Origin of the sequence: Actinophytocola sp., from assembly GCF_036402745.1 — a bacterium.
Classification (GTDB): domain Bacteria; phylum Actinomycetota; class Actinomycetes; order Mycobacteriales; family Pseudonocardiaceae; genus Actinophytocola.
This window is the reverse complement of the sequence record NZ_DASWSJ010000217.1, coordinates 1-19,980: the sequence shown is the minus strand read 5'-3', so window position 1 is coordinate 19,980 and position 19,980 is coordinate 1. Positions and strand designations below refer to the sequence as shown.

21 protein-coding genes are annotated in these 19,980 nt (G+C 70.7%); 15 read left to right on the top strand and 6 right to left on the bottom strand.

Annotated elements, in window-relative coordinates:
* Window positions 1-274 (top strand): DUF3151 domain-containing protein (locus VGD70_RS20920; RefSeq protein ID WP_331083840.1); only part of this gene is annotated, 274 nt, incomplete at its 5' end.
* Window positions 275-559: 285 nt separating this feature from the next.
* On the opposite strand, the gene VGD70_RS20915 is transcribed toward VGD70_RS20920, so the two are convergent.
* The 5 genes from VGD70_RS20915 to VGD70_RS20895 all read right to left on the bottom strand — a co-directional run bounded on the left by VGD70_RS20915 (window position 560) and on the right by VGD70_RS20895 (window position 4,052).
* Window positions 560-814, bottom strand: a complete 255-nt coding sequence (locus VGD70_RS20915; RefSeq protein WP_331083838.1) for a hypothetical protein — start codon at window positions 812-814, stop codon at window positions 560-562.
* Entirely contained in the window at window positions 808-1,452 is a 645-nt protein-coding gene (locus VGD70_RS20910) for a GmrSD restriction endonuclease domain-containing protein (protein WP_331083836.1), read from the bottom strand. The genes VGD70_RS20915 and VGD70_RS20910 overlap by 7 nt, the downstream gene beginning before the upstream one ends.
* A gap of 195 nt (window positions 1,453-1,647) precedes the next feature.
* Window positions 1,648-2,277, bottom strand: a complete 630-nt coding sequence (locus VGD70_RS20905) for an HNH endonuclease family protein (RefSeq protein WP_331083834.1) — start codon at window positions 2,275-2,277, stop codon at window positions 1,648-1,650.
* Between the two features lie 154 nt (window positions 2,278-2,431).
* Window positions 2,432-3,292: a hypothetical protein gene (locus tag VGD70_RS20900; protein WP_331083832.1), complete on the bottom strand. Its 861-nt coding sequence runs from the start codon at window positions 3,290-3,292 to the stop codon at window positions 2,432-2,434.
* 103 nt (window positions 3,293-3,395) lie between these two features.
* Window positions 3,396-4,052: a hypothetical protein gene (locus tag VGD70_RS20895; protein WP_331083830.1), complete on the bottom strand. Its 657-nt coding sequence runs from the start codon at window positions 4,050-4,052 to the stop codon at window positions 3,396-3,398.
* Window positions 4,053-4,131: 79 nt separating this feature from the next.
* On the opposite strand from VGD70_RS20895, the gene VGD70_RS20890 reads away from it, so the two are divergent.
* Window positions 4,132-5,421 carry an adenylosuccinate synthase gene (locus VGD70_RS20890; RefSeq protein WP_331083828.1) on the top strand — a complete coding sequence of 430 codons (1,290 nt, stop codon included), beginning with the start codon at window positions 4,132-4,134 and terminating at the stop codon, window positions 5,419-5,421.
* 353 nt (window positions 5,422-5,774) lie between these two features.
* On the opposite strand, the gene VGD70_RS20885 is transcribed toward VGD70_RS20890, so the two are convergent.
* Window positions 5,775-6,881 (bottom strand): glycerophosphodiester phosphodiesterase, encoded by a 1,107-nt coding sequence (locus VGD70_RS20885; RefSeq protein WP_331083844.1) that lies wholly within the window; start codon window positions 6,879-6,881, stop codon window positions 5,775-5,777.
* A gap of 228 nt (window positions 6,882-7,109) precedes the next feature.
* Here VGD70_RS20885 and VGD70_RS20880 point away from each other — a divergent pair, with 228 nt between their 5' ends.
* The 13 genes from VGD70_RS20880 to VGD70_RS20820 all read left to right on the top strand — a co-directional run bounded on the left by VGD70_RS20880 (window position 7,110) and on the right by VGD70_RS20820 (window position 19,955).
* Window positions 7,110-9,149, top strand: coding sequence for a TRAP transporter fused permease subunit (locus tag VGD70_RS20880; protein ID WP_331083842.1), 2,040 nt, complete (start codon window positions 7,110-7,112; stop codon window positions 9,147-9,149).
* Between the two features lie 2 nt (window positions 9,150-9,151).
* Window positions 9,152-10,138 (top strand): TAXI family TRAP transporter solute-binding subunit, encoded by a 987-nt coding sequence (locus tag VGD70_RS20875; protein WP_331083826.1) that lies wholly within the window; start codon window positions 9,152-9,154, stop codon window positions 10,136-10,138.
* A 261-nt stretch (window positions 10,139-10,399) separates the two neighbouring features.
* The gene (gene purD, locus VGD70_RS20870) at window positions 10,400-11,656 is read left to right on the top strand and encodes a phosphoribosylamine--glycine ligase (RefSeq protein ID WP_331083824.1); all 1,257 of its coding nucleotides are present in this window, start codon (window positions 10,400-10,402) and stop codon (window positions 11,654-11,656) included.
* A gap of 126 nt (window positions 11,657-11,782) precedes the next feature.
* Window positions 11,783-12,181 (top strand): hypothetical protein, encoded by a 399-nt coding sequence (locus VGD70_RS20865; RefSeq protein WP_331083822.1) that lies wholly within the window; start codon window positions 11,783-11,785, stop codon window positions 12,179-12,181.
* A gap of 19 nt (window positions 12,182-12,200) precedes the next feature.
* Window positions 12,201-12,812 (top strand): DUF3558 domain-containing protein, encoded by a 612-nt coding sequence (locus tag VGD70_RS20860; RefSeq protein ID WP_331083820.1) that lies wholly within the window; start codon window positions 12,201-12,203, stop codon window positions 12,810-12,812.
* A gap of 7 nt (window positions 12,813-12,819) precedes the next feature.
* Window positions 12,820-14,043 (top strand): PPE domain-containing protein, encoded by a 1,224-nt coding sequence (locus VGD70_RS20855; protein ID WP_331083818.1) that lies wholly within the window; start codon window positions 12,820-12,822, stop codon window positions 14,041-14,043.
* A 3-nt stretch (window positions 14,044-14,046) separates the two neighbouring features.
* Window positions 14,047-14,817, top strand: coding sequence for an ESX secretion-associated protein EspG (locus VGD70_RS20850; RefSeq protein ID WP_331083816.1), 771 nt, complete (start codon window positions 14,047-14,049; stop codon window positions 14,815-14,817).
* An 80-nt stretch (window positions 14,818-14,897) separates the two neighbouring features.
* Entirely contained in the window at window positions 14,898-15,200 is a 303-nt protein-coding gene (locus VGD70_RS20845) for a hypothetical protein (RefSeq protein WP_331083814.1), read from the top strand.
* A gap of 15 nt (window positions 15,201-15,215) precedes the next feature.
* Window positions 15,216-16,379 (top strand): transglycosylase SLT domain-containing protein, encoded by a 1,164-nt coding sequence (locus VGD70_RS20840; protein ID WP_331083812.1) that lies wholly within the window; start codon window positions 15,216-15,218, stop codon window positions 16,377-16,379.
* A gap of 54 nt (window positions 16,380-16,433) precedes the next feature.
* Window positions 16,434-16,913, top strand: a complete 480-nt coding sequence (locus VGD70_RS20835; protein WP_331083810.1) for a MarR family winged helix-turn-helix transcriptional regulator — start codon at window positions 16,434-16,436, stop codon at window positions 16,911-16,913.
* Between the two features lie 79 nt (window positions 16,914-16,992).
* Window positions 16,993-18,459: an MFS transporter gene (locus VGD70_RS20830; protein WP_331083808.1), complete on the top strand. Its 1,467-nt coding sequence runs from the start codon at window positions 16,993-16,995 to the stop codon at window positions 18,457-18,459.
* A gap of 34 nt (window positions 18,460-18,493) precedes the next feature.
* Window positions 18,494-19,654, top strand: a complete 1,161-nt coding sequence (locus VGD70_RS20825) for a pyridoxal phosphate-dependent aminotransferase (RefSeq protein WP_331083806.1) — start codon at window positions 18,494-18,496, stop codon at window positions 19,652-19,654.
* Window positions 19,655-19,784: 130 nt separating this feature from the next.
* Window positions 19,785-19,955 (top strand): hypothetical protein, encoded by a 171-nt coding sequence (locus VGD70_RS20820; RefSeq protein WP_331083804.1) that lies wholly within the window; start codon window positions 19,785-19,787, stop codon window positions 19,953-19,955.
* Window positions 19,956-19,980 lie beyond the last annotated feature (25 nt).

Here is a 19,980-nt window from a genome sequence, read left to right as displayed (position 1 = left end):
CGCCGAGCTGGCCCTGACGGAGAACAACCCGGTCGCCGCGTACGCATACGCGCGCACCGGCTACCACCGCGGGCTGGACCAGCTGCGCCGCGCGGGCTGGAAGGGCCACGGCCCGATCCCGTGGTCGCACCGCCCGAACCGCGGCTTCCTGCGCGCGCTCGCCGCGCTCGCCCTCGCCGCCCAGGCCATCGGCGAGACCGAGGAGTACGAGCGCTGCACCCAGTTCGTGGCCGACTCCGACCCGGAGGCCCCGGCCCAGCTCGGCCTGGCCTGACCACCCGCCTCGCCCCGCCCCGTGCGGGGCACGACTTATCCACAATGCCCGCGGTTGTCCACAGCTGACCCGCGCCAGCCCTTTTCGTCGGTACCAACCGATAGACTGGATCCATGGGGTGCCCCCGGAGAGGGTGGGGGCTGGGCATCGCGGGCGCGGGCGCGCGCGAGCAGGTGTCGGGCGCGGGCCGAGTCGGGCTGGGTTGGTCGAGCCGAGTTGGGGCAAGGCCGTGTCGGGTCGGGCGAGGAGCAGGCGTCGGTCTCGGCGGTATGTCCGCGGTTCGGGCTAGCCAGCCGGGCGGTTGAGTACGCCCACCAGCAGTGAGTGCACGGCGGCATGGTCGCGCTCGTCGGCGAGCTTGCACATGCCGCCGCGCACTCGGTACCACTCCCCGGCCCCCGCGTAGCGCACCTTCGCGGTCACCACGCCGTCCGGGCCCATCGTGGTGCGCAGCTCCAGGTCGCCGGTCACGACGCCGACCTCTTCGGTCATCACGCCGCCCTGACCGGCGACCAGCGGGGAGTTGTAGGTGTTCAGCACGTCCCCAGCATGGATGACAACGCGCTCTGCTCGGCGGAGTTCACCGTCAGGCCGTACAAGAACTTCACGTGCGTGAACGCCCGCGCGTACTCACACCACTCCGACTGCAGCGGCGGCTTCCACGACTCCGGCGTCTGGTCGCCCTTGCTCTGGTTGACGTTGTCGGTCACCGCCCACAGCTGCGGCGAGTCGAGGTCGTTCGCGAACGCCTCCCGCCGCGCGATCGTCCAGTCAGCGGCGCCGCTGCGCCACGCCGCGGCCAGCGGCACCATGTGATCGATGTCGACGTCGGACGTCGCGGTCCAGGTGGCGCCGTCGTACGGGCTGTACCAGCTGCCGGACGTCGCCGCGCAGTCCGTGCCGACCTCCACGCCGTCGCCGTCGCGCCGCAGCACCATCTCTCGGGTGTTGCAGCTGCCCTCGACCGTGTGCCAGTGCGGGAACTGGTCCCGGCTGTAGCCGTCCATCGAGCCGTCCGGCGCCACGGTCAGCCCGGCCAGCTCGGACTGCGCCGTCGCGGCGTCCGGGATGCCCGGTGGTATCGCGTTCGCCGAACCGCCGCCCAGCCCGACCACCGCGCCCGCGGCGAGAAGTAACGATGCGCCGAATACCCGCACTTTCCCCGACTTGGTGAACATGTGACGCCTTCCGTGTGACTGATCACGAGGGAACGTCACTGACTGTCCGACACGAAGGTGACTCGATCAATACCACTCGGTAACTCTGGGTGGAATGCCTGGTGGGCAAGGAAAAGTCCAGACGATCGGCGGGGGCCGAACGGGCGAACGCCCCGGGACCGGCGCGGTCTCGGGGCGTTCGCGTGCGGCAGTGGATCAGCAGTAGCCGAGCATGCTCGTGAGCGCCGACTTCTCCGCCGAGTTGATCCTCAGCGCGTACTTGTACTTCACGTGGATCCACATCTTCGAGTAGGTGCACCAGTAGGCCGTGCGGGACGGCTTCCAGGTCGCCGGCGTCTGGTCGCCCTTGGCCTGGTTGACGTTGTCCGTCACCGCGATCAGCTGCGGGTAGCTGAGGTCGTTCGCGAACTGCTGGCGCTTGGTCGTGGTCCATGCCGAGGCGCCGGTCTTCCACGCGTTGGACAGCGGGACCACGTGATCGATGTCCACATCGGACGCCGCGTACCAGGTCGCGCCGTCGTAGGGGCTGTACCAGCTGCCCGAGGTGGCGGCGCAGGACGAGTCGGTGACCACCCCGCTGCCGTCCCGCTTGAGCACCGTCTCACGGGTGTTGCAGGTGCCGGAGACGGTGCTCCAGTGCGGGAACAGGTCGCGGGAGTAGCCGCTCGACGAGCCGTCCGCGGCGACGCGCAGCGCGGCGAGCTCCGAGCTGGCGGTGGCCGCGCTCGGGATGTTGGGCGGGGTCGCGCTCGCCGTCGCTGAGACGGCGACGGTGCCCGCCAGCGCGAGCACCGTCGTTACGAGCAGGTTTCTGAACTTGCGCATAGCTGTACCTCCGTGGCAGGGATCACGGTTCGCTGATCCACTGTCACCCATGGAGGTGTCACACAGAAGGTGCAATGGCGAATTCTTGGCGGCACCCAGGGGAATGCGGCGGCGGACCCCCTCACGGCCCGCCGCCGCACGTCTCACTCGCCCGCTACACGGGGCAGGCCGGCCGGTTGCCCGGCTCCGGGTCGGGCCAGTAGCCGAACCGCGGCCGGCTCGGGCTGATCAGCGCGGCCGAGCAGCCGCGGGACCGGATCGTCGCGTCGGAGTAGCCGACGCCGCCCTGCAGCCCGGAGAGGTTCTCCAGCTGCACCACGGGCTCGTCGAAGTACACGTGCTGCCGGCTGCCCTTCGGCTGCACGCAGGAGGATGGCACGAAGCTCCACACGCCGTAGCTCGCCCCCGGCGGTGGCGCGCTGACCAGCGCGATCGCGCCGTCGGTCGTCACGTAGCGGAAGCTCACCCGGGTCATGTCCAGGCCGGGCACCCGTTGCGCGGGGTCGATCACGTCCGGCGTCGTGGGGTTGCGGGTGTAGTTCAGCGACGGCACGCAGTCCGGTGTCTGGGCGAGGTTCACGCCGGTGCCGAACGTGATCCGCCGCCAGGCGCCGTCGACCTTGCGCAGCGAGCGGAACGGCGCGTTGATCGCGCCGACCCAGTCCCGCCAGCGGGTCTCGTCGGTGCCGCAGCGCTCGGGCACGCCGTCGAGGCCGCCGGGCTTGCTGGCGTTGGTCAGCTGACCGCGCAGCACCCAGCCGACCGGCGTGGACATCGCGTGGTTCGGGGTGACCCGGACCCGGACCCAGTCGCCGCAGTACGCGGTGACCTCGGCCGGGTCACCGGCGCGGGCGTTGGCGAGCACCAGCCGGGCCGGGGCGTCGCGGACGGTGGCGCGGTCGCCGGAGATCGTGTCGTTCGCGGCGGCGCTCGCGGGGACGGTGGCCAGGGTGACCGCGGCGAGCGCGGCGGCGAGGATCAGCAGGATGGCGCGCAGGGTGCGAGATCGTCGCACGGTACCTCCCGGTCGTGGGTTTGCCTGTGCGCCCATTCAGGCAGACCGGGCGGGCGAGGGCACCGAACGCTGCGCGGACGGGCAAAACCGTTGCACGCCACGCTCAGCGGACCACCCGCAGGTCGTCGGTGTGCCGGTACCAGGTCCACCGGCGCAGGGGCCGCGGCTGGGTGACGCCGTCGCGGACCGGGCTGACCGGGTCGCCGCCGTACTGCATCGCGCGGCCCCGCACGGTGGTGGTCCTGTTGCGCAGCAAGCCTTTCCGGACGATCCGCACCTCGAGCCCGTGCGCGGGGTCGGGGGTGACCTCGATGCGCTCGGCCGCGCCACGCAGCGGGATCTCGTCGTCGCAGTAGACGGTGCCGCGCGCCGGGGCCAGCACACCGAGCCCGAGGAGCACCCCGCCGGCGTCGTCCCGGACCAGCGGCAACCGGTCCGCGGTGCCGTCGAGCGCGGCGTCCACTGTGTCCTTCGGCAGCCGCCACAGCCGGGTCACCGGGGAGCGCGGGTCGACCGGGACGTAGCCGACCGGGACGTCGAGCCGCTCGGTACGCAGCAGCCGAAGGACGACCGCCGCCAGGTCGGTGTCACTGCCGTGGACGACTATGTGACCGTCGGTCACGCTCTTCACCAGCGGGTCGACGTCGGCTTTGCCCGGTGTGGCGGGGATCTCGTGCGCCGAGGATCCCGAGCGTGCGACCAGTTTCCGCCAGTCGCCGCTGGTTACGGCAATGCCGCAACCCAGTATCAACGCAGCCACCAACGGTCTCCTGGTCTACGCTCAATCACCGGCATTTCGCCATTCAGAAAATGTCCTGCGGAACCCCGGGGAGTCTCACATGCCTGCCATCGTGCTCATCGGCGCCCAGTGGGGCGACGAGGGGAAGGGTAAGGCCACCGATCTGCTCGGCGAGCAGGTCCAGTGGGTCGTGCGGTACCAGGGCGGCAACAACGCCGGCCACACCGTGGTGCTGCCCGACGGCCAGGACTTCGCGCTGCACCTCATCCCGTCCGGGATCCTCACGCCCGGCGTCACCAACGTGATCGGCAACGGCGTGGTGGTCGACCCGGGCGTGCTGCTCACCGAGCTGGCCGGGTTGGAGGAGCGCGGCGTGGACACCTCGCGGCTGCTGCTGTCCGCCGACGCGCACTTGATCATGCCGTACCACGTGGCCATCGACAAGGTCACCGAGCGCTACCTCGGCAAGGCGAAGATCGGCACCACCGGCCGCGGCATCGGGCCCGCCTACCAGGACAAGGTCTCCCGGGTCGGCGTGCGGGTGCAGGACCTGCTGGACGAGAAGATCCTGCGGCAGAAGGTCGAGGCCGCGCTGGACGTGAAGAACCAGATCCTCGTCAAGGTCTACAACCGCAAGGCGCTCGACCCCGAACAGGTCGTCGACTCGGTGCTGGAGGCCGGCGAGAAGTTCTGCCACCGGATCGCCGACACCCGGCTGCTGCTCAACGAGGCCCTCGAGCGCGGCGAGACCGTGCTGCTGGAGGGGTCGCAGGGGACGCTCCTCGACGTGGACCACGGGACCTACCCGTTCGTGACGTCGTCCAACCCGACCGCGGGCGGCGCGTCGGCGGGCTCCGGGATCGGCCCGACCCGGATCACGACGGTCATCGGGATCCTCAAGGCGTACACCACGCGCGTCGGCTCCGGCCCGTTCCCGACCGAGCTGCACGACGAGATGGGCGAGCGGTTGCGCAAGACCGGCGGCGAGTTCGGCGTGACCACCGGCCGGTCCCGCCGCACCGGCTGGTTCGACGCGGTGATCGCCCGGTACGCCGCGCGGGTCAACGGGATCACCGACTACTTCCTGACGAAGCTCGACGTCCTGTCCGGTTTGGACACCGTGCCGATCTGCGTGGGCTACAAGGTGAACGGCTCGACGGTGGCCGACATGCCGATGACGCAGACGGACGTGCACCACGCGGTGCCGGTGTACGAGGAGATGCCGGGCTGGTGGGAGGACATCTCCGAGTGCCGCGCGTTCGAGGACCTGCCGGCGAAGGCCCAGGACTACGTGCTGCGGCTGGAGGAGCTGTCCGGCGCCAGGATCTCGGCGGTGGGCGTGGGCCCGGGGCGCGACCAGACGATCGTCCGCCACTCGATGACGGGCTGACGGGGCGGGCGTGGCCTCCGGCCCCCGGTATCAATTCTACCGGCGGGCACCGACAATCCCGGCCTGTCCACAGGCAGCTGTCCACAGGGGCCGAAACCGTCGGTGCCGGTCCGTAGGCTGGATCCGGGGGGCCGGAGGCCGCCGTCCGCCAGGTTGTCCACAGGCGGCATCGGCGTTGCCCGAAACCGTCGGTCCCCGTCCGTAGGCTGGAACCGGGGGCCGGAGGCCACGTCCGCCGGGCTGTCCACAGGTCGCGTCGGCGTCGCCCGAGACCGTCGGTCCCGGTCCGTAGCATGGAAACCGGGGCCGGAGGCCGCCCCCCCGAAACGCCGAGGGCGACCTCCGTCAGCGAGCTAGCGTCGCACCAGCCGGTCGTCGCGCTGGGCGATGGCCACGTCGGTGTTGTCGGTGAACAACCCGTCGATGCCCGTCGCCCGGAACGTGGCGATCTCCGCGAACAGGTCGCCGTACTCGGCCGGGATCGCCGAGGAGCGGAAGTCCGCCGGCAGGAACGAGTTCTCCGCGCGGAACGTGTACGGGTGCACGGTCAGCCCCGCCCGGTGCGCATCCCGCACCAGCGACGTCGGCGACAGCAGGAAGCCCGCCGCGTCCCGCGGGATGATCTGGTTCTTGTCCGGGCCGAGCCCGTCGGCGTACGTGGCCACCTCGCGCAGGCCGGCCGCACTCGTGATGTCGGCATAAGTGCGCGGGTCACCGGTGTCCACGAAGTCGAACGGCGCGCCCGTCGCGGAGGTCAGCTGCACCAGCGGCACGTTCAGCTGGGGGTCGAGCGCCTTGAGGTTCGACACCTCGAACGACTGCACGAACACCTTCGCGCCGCGCCGGTTCAGCCCGTTCTTGTCGAGCATCGACACCAGCTTCGGCTCGAGCGCCTTGCCCTGCTTGCGGAAGTACGTGGGGTGTTTGGTCTCCGGGTAGATGCCGATCTCCCGGTGCAGCTCGCGCGACAGCCGCTTCGACAGGTCGATGACCTCCTGGAAGGTCGGGATCTCGTACCGGCCGTCGTACATCGTGTTGTGCTGGCGGACGGCCGGGATGCGCTCGACCGCCCGCAGCGTCTTCAGCTGGGCCAGCGTGAAGTCCTCGGTGAACCAGCCGGTCGTCGCCACGCCGTCCAGCGACTTGGTCGTCTTGAGGCTCGCGAACTCCGGGTGCCGCGCGACGTCCGTGGTGCCGCTGATCTCCGGCTCGTGCCGCGCGACCAACACGCCGTCCTTCGTGGTCACCAGGTCGGGCTCGATGTAGTCGGCACCCATGCGCGCCGCCAGTTCGTAGGAGGCCAGCGTGTGCTCGGGCCGGTAGCCGGACGCACCCCGGTGGCCCACCACGGTGAAGTCATCGCCGTGACCGTCCGCGGTCGTCTGGGCCACCGTCGGCCGGTCCGCGGTCGCCGGTGCGGCGCCCACCAGTGTCAGCACGGCCGCCACGGCGACGGTCATGCGCAGGAACTTCGGACTCACGGGTTCCTCCTCGTTCGAAAGGCCAGCGCATCCTGCCCGACACGAGCAAACGCCATGGGGACCAGAAGGTAACGGTGGGATAACGCCGCTGATCACTTCTGTGTGACGGCAGTCACCGGTAAGTTGCGGTTGGTGACGAGCTCAACGGAGCGCACCGAGGCCTCGGACGACCCTGTCCGCGTCGGTACCCAGGAGGACCGGCCCGACCTGAGCGACACGGTCGGGGAGCACGACGAGGAACGGCCCGCGCGGCGGCTGTCCGGCCGGTGGGAGCGGTTCGTCTGGGCGGCCGCGATCGCCATCGCGTTGCTCGTCCTCAAGCAGGTCTTCCTGCCGTTCGCGAAGGGCAACCAGTTCTACCTGGTGATCTTCCTCGGCGTGACGCTGCCGTTGGTGTTCCTGTGTTACCGGCCGCGCGGGCGCCGCATCGAGCCCGACGGTGACGCGCCGGAGCAGGTCCAGGACGACAACCCCGGCCCGCTCGACTGGCTCTTCGCCGCGGTGGCGCTGCTGGTCGGCCTCTACCCGGTGCTGCCGCTCGCGATCGGCGACTTCGGCGGCGGTTACGACGCGTTCCTGGACCGCCAGGGCGTTCTGTCCACTTCGGACATCGTCGCCGGCGCACTGCTGCTGGTCCTGATCCTGGAGGCGACCCGGCGCACCACCGGCCTGGTGCTGCCCGTGGTGTGCCTGGTCTTCCTCGCCTACGCCTACTACGGCGGCTACCTGCCGCAGAGCTGGAACATCGCGCACGCCGGCGTCGACTTCAGCCAGATCGTCAACGCGCTGTACAACGACCAGAGCGGCTTCTACGGCGTGCCGCTGGACGTGGCCGCCACCTACATCGTGCTGTTCACGATCTACGGCGCGGTCCTCGCGTCCTCCGGCGCCGGCACGTTCTTCGTCGACCTCAGCTTCGCGCTCTTCCGCCGCTCGCGCACCGCGCCCGGCCGCACCGCCGCGCTGTCGGGCTTCCTGCTCGGCACGGTCTCCGGCTCGGGCACCGCGACCACGGTCAGCCTCGGCGCCATCACCTGGCCGGTGCTGCGCAAGGCCGGCTACCCCAGGGAGAACGCCGGAGGGCTGCTCGCCGCGTCCGGCATCGGCGCGATCCTCTCGCCGCCGACCCTCGGCGCGGCGGCGTTCATCATCGCCGAGTACCTGGAGACGTCGTACCTGACCGTGCTGGTCTGGGCGATCGTGCCGACGCTGCTGTACTACCTGGGCATCGTGTTCGCGGTGGAGGCCGACGCCCGCCGGTTCGGCGCGAAGCGGGTGGACATCGAGACGCCGCCGGTGCGGACGCTGCTGCTGCGGGGCGGCTACCACTTCATCTCGCTCGCGATCATCGTCGTGTTCCTGGCGCTGGACATCCCGCCGTTCACCGCGGTCGTCTACGCCACCGGGGTGGCCGCGTTGTTCGCGCTGCTGTCCCGGCTGTACGCGGCACGCCACGACGGTCTCGGGCCGGCTCTGCTCGGCTGGGTCCGCTCGATAGCCGGCGCGCTCGCGGAGGGCATCCGCGGCGCGCTGCCGGTGATCGCGGTGTGCGCGGCGGCCGGCGTGATCACCTCGACGATCACCAAGACCGGCCTCGGTCAGGAACTGGCCGCGGCGCTGGTGGACGCGGCCCAGGCGCTGGCGTCGAACCCGACCGTGATCCTGATGCTGACCGTGGTGTTCGCGGCGGTGGCGGTGAGTGTGCTCGGCCTCGCGGTGCCGGTGACCGCGTCGTTCATCATCTCGTGGGTCGTGCTCGGCCCGGCGCTCGCGGACCTCGGCGTCGCGCCGCCCGAGGTCGCGATGTTCATCTTCTACTACGCGGTGCTGTCGGAGGTGACGCCGCCGACCGCGCTCGCGTCGGTCGCCGCGGCCGCGATCACCGGCGGCTCGGTGATGAAGACGATGTGGCAGACGTGGAAGTACACGCTGCCCGCGTTCCTCGTGCCGATCGCGTTCGTACTCACCGACAACGGCTCGGCGCTGCTGTTGCAGCAGCCGGTCGGCACGGTGCTGTGGGTGACGGTCGCGTCCGCGCTGGGCGTCGCCGCGCTCGCGGTGGTCACCGGCGGCTGGCTGTTCGGCCCCGCGCGCTGGCCGGCGCGGGCGCTGTGCGCGGTCGCCGCGCTGCTCCTGCTCTACCTGCAGCCACTGTCGATCGCGGTCGGCGTCGGGTTCTTCGCCGTCGCGGTCGTCGTGCACCTCGTCATGCGTTCCCGGGAAACCGTTGAAGGACAAGGAGCTTGACCATGCGAGCAACGCGGATCGTCGCCGGCATCGTGGCCGTGGGGCTGGTCGCGACAGGCTGTGGCGGCAAGCGTCCGACCGACTCCGCCCAGAACTCCGGCGCGGGCGGGTGCGAGGCCGCCGCGGGCAGGGTCACGATCGCGACGGGCAACACCGGCGGCGTGTACTACACACTCGGCGGCGGGCTGGCCCAGCTGATCAGCGACAACACGCCGATCAAGGCGAGTGCCGCGGAGACCGGCGCGTCGGTGCAGAACATCCAGCAGCTGGTCGCCGGTGACTACGACATCGCGTTCTCGCTGGCCGATTCGGCTGCCGACGCGGTCAAGGGCACCGGCAGCTTCGACGGCAAGAAACAGGACATCACGGCGCTCGCGCGGATCTACTCGAACTACACGCAGGTCGTGGTCCGGTCGGGCAGCGGGATCTCGAGTGTGGCGGACATGCGCGGCAAGAAGATCTCGACGGGTTCGCCGAAGTCGGGCACCGAGGTGATCGCGAACCGCCTGCTGAAGGCGGCGGGCCTCGACCCGGCGTCGGACGTGTCGGCGCAGCGGCTGGCGCTGCGGCAGACCGTGGACCAGATGAAGGCGGGCCAGATCGACGGCTTCGTGTGGTCCGGCGGGCTGCCGACGCCGGAGGTCACGGACCTCACGACCTCGCTGAAGGACGGCGTGCGGTTCATCGACGTCACGAGCCTGCTGCCGAAGCTGCAGGAGATCAACCCGGTGTACGAGAAGGGCAGCCTGCCGGGCGAGACCTACCAGCTGCCGGCCGACGTCCCGAGCATCGTGGTGCCGAACATGCTGCTGGTACGCAGCGACTTCCCGGAGGGCGACGCCTGCGCGATCACGAACCTGATCTTCGACAAGAAGGCCGAGCTGGTGAAGGTCCACAAGGCCGCGAACGCGCTGGACCGCAAGAAGGCCGTCGAGACCGACCCCGTCCCGCTGCACCCGGGCGCGAAGAGGGCGCTGGGCGCCGGCTGACGCCTCCAGCCCCCGATATCCAGTTTAGTCGGCAGGACCGACAGTCCCGGAGCTGTCCACAGGGCGCTGTCCACAGCCCCGAAACCGTCGGTGCCAATCGATAGAGTGGATACCGGGGGCCGGAGGCACGCCGCCGCGGTTGTCCACAGCCCCCGCTCCCGCGCCCCGAAACCCGTCGGTGCCCGCCCGTAGGCTGGAAACCGGGGCCGGAGGCCAACCCTGACGGCGCAGGTCGGCGCCGCTGCATCTACGCTCGTTGCCGTGCGTGTCCTGGTGATCGGGTCCGGCGCGCGCGAGCACGCGCTGGTGCTCGCGCTGTCCCACGACCCAGCGGTGACCGCGCTGGCGTGTGCGCCGGGCAATGCCGGCACCGCCGCGCTCGCCGAGACCTACGGCGTCAACGCGGCCGAGCCCAAGGCCGTCGCCGACCTCGCCGTCGAGTGGCGGGCCGACCTCGTCGTGGTAGGCCCGGAGGTGCCGCTCGTCGCGGGCGCCGCCGACGCCGTGCGTGCCGCGGGCATCGCCTGCTTCGGCCCGTCCGCCGAGGCCGCCCGCATCGAGGGCTCGAAGGCCTTCGCGAAGGACGTGATGGCCGCGGCCGGCGTGCCCACCGCGCACGCCGAGATCGTCGACAACCCGGCCAAGCTCGACGCGGCACTGCGTCACTTCGGCCCCACCTGGGTCGTGAAGGACGACGGTCTGGCCGCCGGCAAGGGCGTGGCTGTCACCGACGACCTGGCGTTGGCCCGCGCGCACGCGATGACCCTGCTCGAGGGCGGCCACCCGGTCCTGCTCGAGACGTACCTCGACGGTCCCGAGGCGTCGCTCTTCTGCCTCGTCGACGGCACCACGGTCGTGCCCCTGCTGCCCGCGCAGGACTTCAAGCGCGTCGGCGACGGCGACGCGGGGCCCAACACCGGCGGGATGGGTGCGTACGCGCCGCTGCCGTGGGCGCCGGCGGGCCTCGTCGACGAGGTGGTCGCCAAGATCGTCCAGCCGGTGGTCAACGAGCTCGCCGCCCGCGGCTGCCCGTTCTCCGGCGTGCTCTACGCGGGCCTGGCGCTCACCGCGTCCGGCCCGCAGGTGATCGAGTTCAACTGCCGCTTCGGCGACCCCGAGACCCAGGTCGTGCTGGCCCTGCTCCGCAGCCCGCTGGCCGGCCTGCTGCGCGCCGCCGCCACGGGTGAGCTGGCCGCCCACCCACCCCTGGAATGGTCCGACGGTGCGGCCGTCACGGTCGTCATCGCGGCCGAGGGCTACCCCGGCTACGCCCGCTCGGGCGATGTCATCACCGGCTCGGAGACCGACGGCATCCTGCACGCCGGCACCCGCCGCCGCGACGACGGCGCGATCGTGTCGTCGGGCGGCCGGGTCCTGTCGGTGGTCGGTGCCGCGGACACCCTGCCGGCCGCCAGAGATGAGGCCTACCGCAAGGTCGCGACGGTGCACCTGGCCGGCTCCCACCACCGCACGGACATCGCGTTACGCGCTGCTCAGGGCCAGGTCACGCGGCACTGACTCGGTTCCTCCTTTCAGCGGAACCGTGACCGGCTTTTCTTCGTCAAAGTTCAGGTTGGCCTTACCGTGGCCTTGGTAGCCTGCGGAACGGGACCGGTCAGTCACAACCAGTGGGGAGCGTCGGGGATGGAGATCATCGGTGACTACGGCCGCGGCATCAACGAAGCCTTCATGCAGGTGGACAAAGCGACCCGAGGCCTGGCCTCCGGCACCTTCACGGTGAACCAGCACAACGTCCTGGCCGCCGCCAAAATCATCGACTCCGAGGCTTCGACGTTGATGGGACGACTGCAAGGTTCCCAGCGCGATCTGCGCATCGAGGCGCCAGGCGGGGACGACGTCAGCACTCGTATAGCTCCGGCCTGGAATGACCGGCTCGTCGACGATGACGACTCATATGCGAAGCGCATTTTGGACTACATAGCCGGCCTGCGGAAGCTTGCCGTGCAGTTGGCCGACACGGCAAAGGCTTACGGCTACACCGAGGATCAGATCGAGACCGCTTTCAGGGGACAGGGTGCCTAAACGCGTTACCTTTCTCGCGATGGTCGGAATTGTGACTCTCGCTCTCGCCGGGGGGTGTACCAACGCCACCGGCGGTGAGGCCACGCCCGGTCCGACCGGCAGTGTCACCGCTCCTCCGTCCGAGGAACCGTCGGACCCGCCGTCCAGTGCGGTACCCACGACGGATATCCCGCCGCGCCCACGGGATCTCAGTCTTGACGGAGTGAAGCCCTGCTCGTTGTTCACCTCGGCACAGCTCGCCCAGCTGCAGAGCCAACTGAAGATCGACAAGCCTCCGCGAGTACACACCACTGGTGACCACTACAAAGCGCCGGCCTGTTTGTTGGAGCAATCGCGAGAGCCGTTCCACTCCTTTGACGCCATGCTCGTCACCTCCGAAGGTATCGAGCCGTGGCTGTCGGGCAACCGGAACGTTGACGCCTGGCTGGTGTCGGTGGGCGGATACCCGGCGGTGGATTACAAGTTGAAAGGCACCGACGACGCTGAATGCGCTACGTCGGTGGACGTCGCCGACGGTCAGCAGTTGATCGTCGATCTGATCCCATTGGAACGCGCGGACTATCACCAGCTGTGCCGGATGACCGAGCAGGTGGCGACGATGGCGGTCCAGACTTTGCAGACGTTGAGGTGAGGGAGTTATGGACGGGGACCACGGACTCAGCAACCTGCGCTTCGATGGTTACTCCAACGAAGGCCTGGCCCAGCAGGTGGACGGCCTGCGCGACGGGGCCGGGTCCGAGTCGTTGCACAACGCCGTAGCGGCGCTCGTCAGTCTCGCCGATGGGCTGGCCGAGACGGATCGGACGCTTCGCCAGCAGCTGCAGGACATCGGGGTCACCTGGCAGGGCGAGGCTTCCCAGGGCGGGACCGACGCCACCCAGAACGCCTCCATCTACGCCGACCAGGCACAGGAGCCCGTCACCGACTCCGCCAAGGGGGTCGAGGGCCAGGGCGCCAGCTTCGCCAGCATCCGCAACTCCGCGCCCGACTCCTCCACCCTGCGGGGCCCCTCCGACGAGAACTTCGGCGACCGCGTCGCCGGGTTCTTCGGGCACACCACCGACCACGCCCGCGACGTCCGCGCCACCAACCAGGCCCGCGACCAGGCAGTCGACGGCATGAACGGCTACCGGTCCAGCAGCTCCGACGCGCTCGGCCGGTCCCAGGCGCTCCCTGTCCCACCCGGGATGAACCTCGTCGCGCAGCCCGTGGAGCAGAACATCGGCACCACCACCGTCTCCGGGTACTCGCCGGGCGGCGGGCTCAACCCGGCCGGCGGCAGCGGCCCGGGCGGCGGAGGCAGCAACGTGCCCATCGCCGCCGGCGGTGGGGGTGGCGGGGGCCTGCCACCGACGCCGGGCGGGCCGCCGAACGTCGGGCTCCCCGGCAACACCACCGGCGTCGGGCCGATCAACCAGCCCGGCGGCCTGCCGACGGTCGCCGGCGCCGGGCCCGGTGGCCTGCGTGCGCCGATGAACCCGCTGGCGATGGCCGAGGCCGCCACCATGATGGGGGCCGGTGGCGCGGGCGGCGCGAGTGCGGGCGCGCAGGGTGAGCGCACCCTCCGCGGGGGCGGTCCCGGCGGCCGGGGCGCGGTCCCCGGCAAGGGCGCCACCCCGCTGGGCGCGGCACCGGAGGAAGAAGCACGGGCGGCCCGCAACGCCGAGCGGTTCGGCGCCAGGACCGGCCGGCCGGGCTCCTCGATCATGCAGCCGGCCGCCGCGGGGGGCCGGCGCGGTGAGGGTGAGGACGACCAGGAGCACGTGCGCCGTTTCGGGATCGACTCCGGCGACGTGTTCGACGACGACCGGGTGGTGGCGCCCGAGTCGATCGGCGACGACCCGGACGAAGACCGCGTCTGACACATGGCCGCAAGCGGGACCGTGGTGCTCTCCGCGCTCGAGTTCGACGTGCTCTGGGAACGCGAGCGACTGCCACGCAAGCACGAGGCGATCGGCGTGCCGAGCCCCGGCAAGACGCACAGCGAGCGCGCCCAGCTGGTCGCCCAGGCACTCGCCGGGCTCCGGCAGCGTGGCCTCGCCGACGGCGAGCGCGCCGTCCCGGAGCTGGCCGACCAGCTGAGCCTCCTCGCGTACCCGCAGGTCTGCCTCGACAGCTGGGTCTGGACCGACCGCCAGATCTCCTCGCTCGCCGTCGCCTCCGGCAACACCGCGCTGCTCGCCGCCGTCGACGCGGGGGAGGTGTGGCTGATCCCCGCGCGGGACACGGCCATCGCCGAGGCGGCCGTCTCGATCGCGGGCGAGGTGCTCGCCGGACCCGGCTACTCGGTCAGCGTGCCCACCGACGTGCTCAAGGCCGCCGACAAGGAGTCCCATGGCGACCGGCGCGAGCTCGCCGCCGCCCTCATGCGCGGTGGCGTTCCCAACTCCGACGCCAGGACGATGTCGGACATGGTCGCCGGCATGGCCATCCGCGGGCAGTTCGGCGCCTCCCGGCTGCAGCGTGACCAGCGGATGGTCCGCGCCGACCGGATCGTCGCGTTCCACGACACCTCGCACGGCCGGTACGTCTACCTGGCCAAACCCAACAACGACGGCCGGATGTGGAGCACGGTCACCCCGGCCGACAACCAGCGCCTCGCCATGTGCCTGCGGGAGCTGCTGGACGAGGTCTGAGTCCCTACAGTGGAGCGGAACCACAGGGCGCCCGGCGTCGTCAAAAGGCGAGGCGCACCGGGGTGGGCGAAGGGGTGGACATGGCGTCGTACAACGTCGAGGCGATCAACGCCTGCATGCAGAAGGCGCAGGACTACACGTCCAAGTACGGCGAGATCGCGGACACGTTCCCGCAGATCTGCTCGGTCCCCACGGCCTACGGCGAGCTGCCCAGCTCCGCGGCGATCTCCAGCGCGGTCGACGCGGTCAACGGCATGCTGAACACCGAGTTCAGCGCCGCCGAGAGCAGGCTGGACGGGGTGGCCCGGGCGCTGGACGCCGTGTCGCGGACCGTGGGCGACACCGACCACGCCCACGCCCACGCGATGACGCAGCAAGTCTGAGGGGAGAACGACACCGTGACAGCGGCTGAGACCCTGGCCGGCTACGCGGGCGGCGACGCGGTCGCCGCCGCCGCCGCGAAGGTCGCCAAAGCGGACAGCGCCACCATCACCGAGGCCGCCACCCGGCTCACCGACGCGGCGACCAACGCGGGCAGCTACGGCGGCCAGGTCGCCGGCGGCGTCACCCAGCTCGACACCGCTTGGGAGGGCTCGTCGGCCGACGCGTTCGTCGCCTACATGGGCAAGTTCGCCAAGGCCGGCACCGACATCAGCACCGCGATGAGGGACGCCGCGGGCGCGCTCGAGGACGTCGCCGGCGCCATCGACGACGCCAAGCACTACATCTCCACCCGCTGCGACCAGGCCCTCACCGAGATCAACGGCTGGCTCGACGACCACCCGCAGGCCACCCAGCAGCAGCTCGACGACTACACCAAGGGCATCTGTTCCGAGGTCGCCGGCGACATCAACACCCACCTGCAGGGCACCGAGCAGACGCTGGCCGGCGCGCTCGGCACGATCAACGGCGCCAAGACCCCGGCCACCACGTTCTCCGCGCTCGGCGAGCCCAACACCCAGCCGTTCACCCCGCACCCCGGCCAGACCGTCCAGTGGACGCCGACCCCGGAGCAGCAGACCACGCCGGCCGGCACCACCGAGCCCACCACCAGCTCGGTCACCGGCAACGGCTCCGGCAGCCACTCCGGCGGCTCCGGTGACTCCGGTGGCTCCGGTGGGTCGAGCGGCGGCGGAGGTGGCGGAGGTGGCGGCAGCTACTCCGGCCCGTCCAGCGGTGGCCCGCCCGCCGGCGGCCCGCCGCCCGGCAACGTCCAGGAGTGGATCCGCCAGGCCATCGAGGAGCTGCGCAAGCAGGGCATCAACGTCACCGAGGCCGACGCCCAGCGCATCTGGCAGATCATCCAGCACGAGTCCGGCGGCAACCCGCACGCCATCAACAACTGGGACTCCAATGCCGCCAAGGGCACCCCGTCGAAGGGCCTCATGCAGACCATCGACCCGACCTTCAACAGCTACAAGCTGCCTGGTCACGGCGACGTCTGGAACCCGGTCGACAACATCTGCGCCGGCGTGAACTACGCCGTCTCCCGGTACGGCTCGCTGGCCAACGTGCCCGGCATCAAGGCAACCGCGGGCGGCGGCGGATACGTGGGCTACTGATAGTTCCGTCACCGGATTATCTGCGTGCGGACCTAACGGGCGTACCCTCGAGGCATGACCACGACCCGCGTCGATGCCGCCGCGGACGCCGACCTCGCGTTCCTGCTCGGCCACTCGAGCCACGTGCTCACCACCGAGATCACCGCGCGGCTGGCCGACCTCGGCATCACCCAGCGCACCTACTGCGTGCTGTCCAGCGCGGTCCCAGGCGACCGCACCCAGATCCGCCTCGCTGAGCTCTGCCAGATGGACAAGACCACGATGGTCGTCACCATCGACGAGCTCGAGAAGGCCGGCCTGGTGGAGCGGCAGCTGTCCCCGACCGATCGCCGCGCCCGCATCATCGTCGTCACCGACGAGGGCCGGCGCGTCGTCACCGAGGCCGAGCGGATCGTCGCCGACGTCTACCGCGACGTGCTCAGCGTGCTGCCCGAGGACGACCGGGCCATCTTCGTCAACAGCCTCACCCGGCTGGTCCAGGAGCGGCTGTGCTCCCCGGTCCCGTGCGAGCGCGCGCCCAGACGGCGAATGTAGTTAATCCCACAGCAGATCGTCTGCTACGAGACTATCTGTTACGGTCGTTCCTGGAAATCACAGTCCAGGAGGCGACCCCATGTCCCAGCTCGTTGACACACGACGCGACTCACGCTGGTTGGCGCTGATCGTGCTGTGTGCGGGGATGCTGATGATCATCCTCGACGGCACGATCGTGAACGTGGCGTTGCCCGCCATCCAGGCCGACCTGGAGTTCTCCCAGCCGGGCCTGGCGTGGGTGGTGAACGCCTACCTGATCCCGTTCGGCGGCCTGCTGCTGCTCGCCGGCCGCGCCGGTGACCTGCTCGGCCGCAAGCAGATGTTCCTGGCCGGCCTGGTCGTGTTCACGCTGGCCTCGCTGCTGTGCGGGCTCGCCGGCAGCCAGGAGATGCTCATCGCCGCCCGGTTCGTGCAGGGCATCGGCGGCGCGATGGCCGCGGCGGTGATCCTCGGCATGATCGTCACGATGTTCCCGGAGAAGGCCGAGCAGTCGCGCGCGATCGGCGTGTTCAGCTTCGTCGCCGCGGCCGGCGGCTCGATCGGCCTGCTCGCCGGCGGCGTGCTCACCCAGGCGATCAGCTGGCACTGGATCTTCTTCGTCAACGCCCCGATCGGCATCGCGGCCTTCCTGTTCGCGGTGCGGCTGGTGCCGGGCGAGCGCGGCATCGGCCTGCGGCACGGCGCCGACGTCCTCGGCGCGCTGCTCGGCACGTCCGGTCTCATGCTCGGCGTCTACACGATCGTCAAGGCCGCCGACTACGGCTGGGGCTCGGCCCGGACGCTGATCGTGGGCGCGGTCGCCGTCGCGCTGCTCGCGGCGTTCGTGTGGCGGCAGGCTCGGGTGGCAAACCCGTTGCTGCCACTGCGGATCCTCGCCTCGCGCAACTTGGCGGGCGCGAACCTCATCCAGGTGCTGATGGTGGCCGGCATGTTCGGCATGTTCTTCCTCGGCGCGCTGTACCTGGAGAAGGTGCTCGGGTACGACCCGCTGCAGATCGGGCTCGGTTTCCTGCCGGTCGGAGTGGGCATCGGGGCGCTGTCGCTCGGCGCGTCGGCCCGGTTGAGCGGCCGGTTCGGCGAGCGGTTCGTGCTCGTGGGCGCGTTGCTGCTCGTCCTCGCCGGGCTGGCCCTGCTGACGAGGGCGCCGGTGAACGCCAGCTACGTCACCGACTTCCTGCCGTCGACGGTGCTGATGGGTGTCGGTGCCGGGCTCGGCTTCCCGGCCATGATGACGCTGGCGATGTCCGGTGTCACCAAGGACGACTCTGGCCTCGCGTCGGGTCTGGTGAACACCACCCAGCAGGTCGGCGGCGCGCTCGGGCTCGCGGTGCTGGCGACGTTGTCGACCTCGCGGACCAACGGCCTGCTGGCCGCGGGCGAGTCGCCGGTCGAGGCCATGACCAGTGGCTTCCGGCTCGCGTTCGGGGTGGGCGCGGCGTTGGTCGCGGTGGCCGTCGGGCTCGCGGTGTTCGTGCTGCGCCGGCCGGAGCCGGACGAGGCGGACGAGGTCGCGGTGCCGTTGCGGGTCCAGGTCGAGGTCTCGTGATGCGGTCGCGCGCCCGTGCCGTCAGGCTGGCCCCATGCGACAGCTATTGCTGAAGGTCGCCGGGCGCGCGTCGATCCCGCCGTTTCACGTGATGGATGTGTTGTCCGCGGCCAACTCCAGGCAGCGGGCACGGGGGGACGTGGTGTCGCTGGCCGCCGGGCAACCGTCGGCCGCTGCACCACGACAGGTTCGGGCGGCGGCCGTCGAGGCACTGGACGGCCGCCCGCTCGGGTACACCGAGCAGCTGGGCATCCCGGCGCTTCGCGCGGCGATCGCCGAACACTACGAGCGCCGGTACTCCCTCGCCGTGTCGCCGGACGACGTGGTGGTGACCACGGGCTCCTCCGGCGGTTTTCTGTTGAGCTTCCTCGCCGCGTTCGACGCCGGCGACCGGGTGGCGCTGGCCCGGCCGGGCTATCCCGCGTACCGGAACATCCTGCGGGCGCTGGACTGCGAGGTGGTCGAGCTGCCGTGCGGTCCGGAGACGGGCTTCCAGCCGACGGTGGGGATGCTCGACTCGATCGGCCCGCTCGACGGCGTGATCGTCGCGAGCCCGGCCAACCCGACCGGCACGATGCTGGCGGCGGGCGAGCTGGCCGCGATCGCGGGGTGGTGCGCCGAGCGCGGTGTGCAGCTCGTGAGCGACGAGATCTACCACGGGATCCATTACGGGACCGAGGATCCGGCGTCGGCGTGGCAGTTCTCGCGTGAGGCCGTGGTGGTGAACTCGTTCTCGAAGTACTTCGCGATGACCGGCTGGCGGCTGGGCTGGTTGCTCGTCCCGGAGCGCCTGCACCGCGCGGTCGACTGCCTGACCGGCAACTTCACCATCTGCCCGCCGACCCTGTCCCAGCACGCCGCGGTCGCGGCCTTCTCTGCTTACGACGAGCTGGACGCCCACGTGGCGACCTACCGACGCAACCGCGACACCCTCGTCACAGGCCTGCGCGGCCTGGGCATCGACCGCCTGGCCCCGGTGGACGGCGCGTTCTACGTTTACGCCGACGTGGCCCACCTGACCACCGACTCGATGAGCTTCTGCCAACGCCTCCTGGCCGACACGGGCCTGGCGATCGTCCCCGGCATCGACTTCGACCCGGCGGAGGGCCACCACTTCGTACGGATGTCCTTCGCCGGCCCACCCGACGACATCCCGGAGGCGTTGCGCCGCCTCGGCTCGTGGCTCGGCTCGTAGCTCAGGACTGAGGGTATTTCCCCGATGTGCGGGGCCTGCGGCTCTGGTTGACTGGGATGGAACCGCCGATGAGCGCCATTCGTTCACCCGGCATGGCCACCTTGGCCGGTTTCGGGGAGGTTGACCCACCATGTTGCTGAAGATCATCGGCGCGATCATCGTCATCTGGTTGGCGTTCGCGGTGCTCGGGGTGGTGTTCAAGGTTCTCGGCACGCTGCTGATCGTGGGCGCCGTGATCACCGTGGGCGCCATCGGCTACGCGGCCATCAAGGGCAGCTCCAACCGCAAGCAGATCCGCTGACCTGGGCGCCCTCGTCGGGCGCCGG